The organism is Methylobacterium nigriterrae, from assembly GCF_037106235.1.
GTDB classification, from domain to species: domain Bacteria; phylum Pseudomonadota; class Alphaproteobacteria; order Rhizobiales; family Beijerinckiaceae; genus Methylobacterium; species Methylobacterium nigriterrae.
Window position 1 is genome coordinate 1 of the sequence record NZ_JBAWTG010000209.1, and the last position, 5738, is coordinate 5738.

Below are 5738 nucleotides of genomic sequence, written 5' to 3' on the forward strand. Positions count from 1 at the left end.
CCCGGTGACCCGATCAGCACAACGGTGAGCGTGTTTCGGCCGGCGTGCAGCCAGGGGGTCACGTCGAAAGTGAACCCGTCGAGAGACGGCTCGATTCCCTCGAGGGCCGCCTCGGTGACTGCGTAGGTGTTCACACTGACCATGGCGCGGCCACCCGCGCCTGAGAGTGTCAGGCGCAGCCGCTCTCCGCAGCGAAGTTGCATGATGTGTCCTGTCCCAGGAGCAGGTGTGGCCAGTTCGGCGGCTGTCCACAAGAGAACGATGTACGAACCGCTACGCTTCGTTAACCCTGTTGCAGATTGGCTGCACCGGGCCTGACTGCATGGCCCCTGCCCGGTCAAAGCCAAGCCGCTCGGCGCATTCCACGGTCGCTCGCCACCGGGTTTCCGACGTACCGCCCTCGACATGAAAATCAGAAGCCAGCGGCTTGTCCGTCCCGGCGGCTGTCGCTCGCCGCCAGGTAACCGTCCTCTGGGTCCTCCGACAGACGCCACACGAACTGCCCGGACCCGAAATCCATGTAAGGATCCTCAATGCGCTTCAACTCATGGCCGCGCGCCTGAAGCGCCTCGACGGTTTCGGGTCGCATTGTGCCTTCGACGTCTAAGGTGAAGTCTCGGTTCACCTTCCACCGGGGTGCGTCGCAAGCCGCCTGAGGTTGCTGCTGGTAATCCAGCATGTGCACGAGGGTTTGGACGTGGCCCTGCGGCTGGATATCACCGCCCATAACCCCGAAGCTCATGATAGGACGGCCTGCACGGGTGAGGAAGCCAGGGATGATGGTGTGGAACGGGCGCTTGCCCCCCGCAACCACATTCGGAGACCGAGGGTCCATCGAGAACCCCACACCCCGATTCTGCATGCTGATGCCTGTGCCCGGAACGACAACCCCAGACCCGAAGCCCATGTAGTTCGACTGAATGAAGGAGACCATCATCCCGCTCTCGTCGGCGGCGCTCAGGTAGACCGTCCCGCCCGCCGCAGGTATTCCGAACGTGGGACGCGCCGCCTTCTTCATGTCGATCTGGGCAGCGCGCTCAGACAGGTAGCCCTCCGAGAGCATCTCCGCCGGGGTTACCTCCATGCTGCGCGGGTCACTGACGTAACGGTACAGATCCGCGAAGGCCAGCTTCATGGCCTCGATTTGCAAGTGCTGCGAGTCGACGCTGTCGACAGCCAGGTTCTCGACATCGAACTGCTTGAGAATACCCAGCGCCATCAGCGCCGCGATGCCCTGACCGTTCGGCGGGATCTCCTGGACATCATAGCCACGGTAGCTCGTGCTGATCGGCGCCACCCAATCCGGCTGGTACTCTTGCAGGTCTTCCAGGCTGATCGCGCCGCCGTTCTCACGGCTGTGCGCAACGACCCGCGCGGCGAGTTCCCCCTCGTACAGGGCCCGGCCGCCGGTCTCGGCGATCTTGCGCAGGGTACGTGCGGCATCAACGAAGGTGAACCGCTCGCCGCAGAGCGGAGCACGTCCCCTCGGCATGAAGGCGGCGGCGAAGCCGGGCTGATCCTTCAGTTCCGGAACGGCAGCGGCCCATTTGTGGGCGACGATGGGCGGAACCGCGTAGCCCCGCTCGGCCACCTCAATGGCCGGTTCAAGCAGGTCGGCGAATGGAAGCCGGCTGAACTTGCCGTGCAACGCAGCCCATCCAGCAATGCCTCCAGGAACAGTGACCGCGTCCCAGCCGCGGATAGGCCGCCGCGCCATACCTGCGCCATCTTCGCCGTACTTGCCGCGGAAGTAGTCAGGGGACCAAGCCTTCGGCGCGACTCCGGATGCGTTGAGACCCTGGAGCCCTGTGCCATCCCACACGATGGCGAACACATCGCCGCCAAGGCCGCAGGATACGGGCTCGACCACCGTCAGCATCGCTGCGCCGGCCAGAGCAGCATCGACGGCGCTGCCACCGCGCGTCAACATGCGTAAGCCCGCCTGAGCGGCGAGCGGGTGCGAGGTCGCCACGACGTTGCGGGCGAATACCGGAATGCGAATGGTTGGATAAGGATTTTGGTAGTCGAACACGTGAGGCGCTCCATCCCGCGCTACGTGAGCCGGAGGTGCCGGCGGATAACGACCAGCACGGCGAGGCTGAGCAAGGCCGTGATGGCGAGATAGTAGGCCGGCGCGCGGCTGTCTCCGGTCACATTGATTAGCCAGGTGACGATGAAGGGCGCGAAGCCCCCGAATACCGGAACCGCGATGTTGTAGCTCAAGGACATCCCGGTGCTGCGGGTCTGAACCGGGAAGATCTCCGCCATAAGCGCTGGAAGAATGCCGCTATAGGCAGCCTTGAGTAAGCTCAACCAGCTCACGACGAGAACAATGGTGAGTAGGGACGGAGAGGCAGTCAACAGCAGGAAGGCCGGGTAGGCGGATATGGCGAACAAGATTGTCACCCCGACCATGATGCGGACTCGCCCGAGCGTATCCGACAGATGCCCGACATAAGGGGCGCCAACCGTAAGGAGCACGCCGCCGATGAGCGTCGCCACGAAGCCCGTCGATTGGGGCAGTCCGAGCTGCTTGATGCCGTAGGTCGGCATGTAGAGGATAAGATAATTTGCGCTCGTCGATGCGACCACGAGACCGATCGCCAAGAGCAGCCGATCGAGTTGGTAACGCAAAATATCCCGGACCGGCGTCCTGGTCTTCTCAGAGGCCAGGAATTCCGGCGTCTCGTCGAGGTGCTGGCGGATGTAGAGGCCAACAGGCCCGACAAGGAGACCGAATGCGAATGGAATGCGCCAGCCCCAGGCTTCGAGCTGGTCGGTGGTCAGGACAGTGGTGAGTAGCACGCCGAAGGCGGAGGCGAGCACGGCTGCGAGCCCCTGGCCAGACCACTGCCAGCTGGCGAAGAAGCCTTTGCGGTCGGCAGTCTGCTCGACCAGAAATGCGGTTGCGCTGCCGAACTCGCCGCCGATGGCGAAGCCCTGCAGCAAGCGGGCGAGCAGTACTCCGACAGGCGCTACGAGACCGACTGATGCATAGCTTGGCATAGCTGCCATCAGGATCGTGCCGAGCATCATCATGGCGACCGAGGCGAGCATCGAGGCTTTGCGACCGGCGCGATCGCCATAGGCGCCGAGCACAATGGCTCCGAGCGGGCGCACCAGATACGAGGCGCCGAATGTTCCGAGCGCGAGCAGCAAAGAGGCCGATGGGTCGGCTGCGGGAAAGAACACCTTTGAGATCGTGACGGCGAAGTAGCCGTAGGTGAGAAGATCAAACCACTCCAGCGCGTTACCGATCGAAGCGGCGGCGATCATCCGGCCAGTTTTACGATCCGCGGACGACGCGTCCGGCTGTGCGACTGAGATGACCGACACTGTCTTGCTCCCAGGTCTCGCGCAGACGCGCTGCTAAGGACAACTCCAGTGATGATCTTTCGGTCTAGTCACCAGACGAGCGGTGACCAAGCGACTCCCCGAAGATGTCGGCGCAAAACTCACTGATGCGCCATGTAGTAGGCCAGATCGAGGATCTCCTCATCTGAGAGCGGCTGAGCTACCTCGCTCATCGCCGGATCGTAGCCGGCGCGCGTGTTGGACTTGTAACCTTTCAGTGCCGCCACAAGGTACTCCTCCCGCTGCGCACGGATCCGCGGTATCTGATCGTGGCCTGAGAAGTCAGCGTTGTGGCACGATCCACACTGATGTTTGGCGACCAATCCCTGTGCACGCTCCATTCGTGCAGGATCGCCCCGCGTGTCGGATAAAGGCGCTGGGAGCGCGGCGATGGTATCCCCGATGGTGCGCAGATCATCGTCCGACAGCCCCGCTGCCATGTCGTTCATCGGCTCTGCGATTCGCTGCTTCTCGCGAAAGAGGTAGAGCTGCGTCATGACGTAGTCGGCCGGCATCCCACCGAGTGAGGGGACGCCTTCGTTGTTCGAGCGACCGTTCGCACCATGGCAAGACAAACAGGTAGGAAGCCGCTCGCCGACTGACTGGGAGAGAGCAGGCAGGACGGGAAGGGTGACGAAGCAGAGCCCAGCTAAGAAAGTCCGCATCACTCATTCCTGAATGGAGTGAAGGGAGGCTGCTCGGCCTCCCTCGCATGGGATTAGGGGGCGTAGCTGACGCGGTAGATGGCACCATTATAGTCGTCCGATACCAACAGCGAGCCATCTTGAGCCACGAGGACGTCGACCGGGCGCCCAACATACTTGTTGTCCTGCAAGAAGCCGGTCAGGAACGGCTCTATGGAGGCGACTTTCCCGTCGGACCCGAGCTTCGCCACGACCACATCGCCGCCGATCTTATTCGTCTTGTTCCAGGAGCCGTGGCGAGCGATGAAGATCGCGTTCTTGTACTCGGCCGGGAACTGCCCGCCCGTGTAGAAGCGCATCCCGAGCGCCGCCGCGTGAGCGCCGAGCAGCCCGACCGGCGGGGTAAACTCGCTGCAGGAGTGGCCCCAGCCATATTCAGGGTCGGTGAAGCTGCCCTGGTGGCAGTACGGAAAGCCGAAATGCTGCTTGCCCGGCTCGCTCAGCACGTTCAACTCGTCGTCCGGGATGTCCTCCGAGACCCAGTCACGGCCATTGTCCGTGAAGGTGAGCTGCTTCGTCTCCGGGTTCCAGTCGAAGCCGACCGTGTTGCGCACGCCGCGTGCGATCACCTCGACGCCAGTGCCGTCGAGGTTCATTCGTCGGATCTGCGCGTGGGTGTCGGGCGGCATCAGGATGTTGCCGGGCGAGCCGATCGGCACGTAGAGCTTGTCGTCGGGCCCGATTGCGATGAACTTCCAGCCATGGGCCTCGTCCTTCGGCAGATCGTCGTAGACGAGAACGGGTTTCGGCGGCGTGTCGAGATTTGCCTCGATGTTGTCGAGCCGCCAGATCTTGGACACTTCGGCAACGTAAAGTGAGCCGTTGTGGAAAGCGAGGCCGTTCGGGCGGTGCAGCCCCGACGCGATGACCTTCACGACGGGTTTTCCGTCGATGGAGCGCACCGCATAGACCTTGTCGAGCAGTCGGGTGCCGGCAAAGACGGTGCCCTGGTCGCCCTGGCGCAATGAACGGGCGTTGGCAACGCCGTTGGCGAACACCTCAACTTTGAAGCCAGGCGGCACCTTCAGCTTCTCGATGGGCAGGCGGTTTGCCGCGGTCGCGAGTGGGGGGCCAGCAATCGGGGCGAGCTTTGCAGCACCGGGCGCTTCGGGTCGCCCGAACAGGGCCGAGCCGCGATCCTGTGTCGGAGCCGGAGCCCCGGCCGGCGCCGGCACTGCCGGTTGCGCGCCGCCCGGCGTCGGCGTGCCGCTAGGTGCCTGCTGCGCAGTCGCGCTCGCCAGAGGCATGAGGATGGCAACGAGCAGCAGGCTCCTCAGGCAGAGAGGTCGTGGTGTCATGCTGGTCCTCCGTTCCGCCGGCGTTATGGCGTCGCGGAACGCTGAGGCAACAGAGTGCGGGAGAGATGCCGCTGCCTTTGTCACTCGCCGCCGAGGCCCGCCGCTGCCGGTTTGGGCTTCGGCGAGTCTGGAAAGGCGCTTTACCGAAGCTCGAACGGAGTGTTCGATGGGCCCGTATGAGAACCAACCTTCTCTGAGTGGTACAGGTGGGACAGGTGGTACTCGACGGGGAAATCCTGACAGCGGGTGGTACTGACCGGGATACAAGGTGGTACCGGCATTTCACTACGGCCTGTTAGCTCTTGAGCCAGTCCAGAGCGGCTGCGAGCGAGAGAACGCCCATGAAGCTTGAAGCTGTCTTCTCGTAGCGGGTTGCGATGGC

Annotated in this window: 4 protein-coding genes and 1 pseudogene; all 5 read right to left on the reverse strand. The window is 63.4% G+C overall.

Going from position 1 to position 5738, the window contains the following annotated elements:
• Positions 1-412 precede the first annotated feature (412 nt).
• Positions 413-2032 carry a gamma-glutamyltransferase family protein gene (locus WDW90_RS34305; protein ID WP_336492185.1) on the reverse strand — a complete coding sequence of 540 codons (1620 nt, stop codon included), beginning with the start codon at positions 2030-2032 and terminating at the stop codon, positions 413-415.
• Between the two features lie 20 nt (positions 2033-2052).
• Positions 2053-3336, reverse strand: coding sequence for an MFS transporter (locus tag WDW90_RS34310; RefSeq protein ID WP_336492187.1), 1284 nt, complete (start codon positions 3334-3336; stop codon positions 2053-2055).
• Positions 3337-3455: 119 nt separating this feature from the next.
• On the reverse strand, positions 3456-3851 hold the full coding sequence (locus tag WDW90_RS34315; RefSeq protein WP_336492188.1) for a c-type cytochrome: 396 nt from the start codon (positions 3849-3851) through the stop codon (positions 3456-3458).
• A 221-nt stretch (positions 3852-4072) separates the two neighbouring features.
• Positions 4073-5356, reverse strand: coding sequence for a PQQ-dependent sugar dehydrogenase (locus WDW90_RS34320; RefSeq protein ID WP_336492189.1), 1284 nt, complete (start codon positions 5354-5356; stop codon positions 4073-4075).
• A gap of 295 nt (positions 5357-5651) precedes the next feature.
• Positions 5652-5738: pseudogene (locus tag WDW90_RS34325) on the reverse strand (IS5-like element ISMex42 family transposase); the annotation flags it as partial.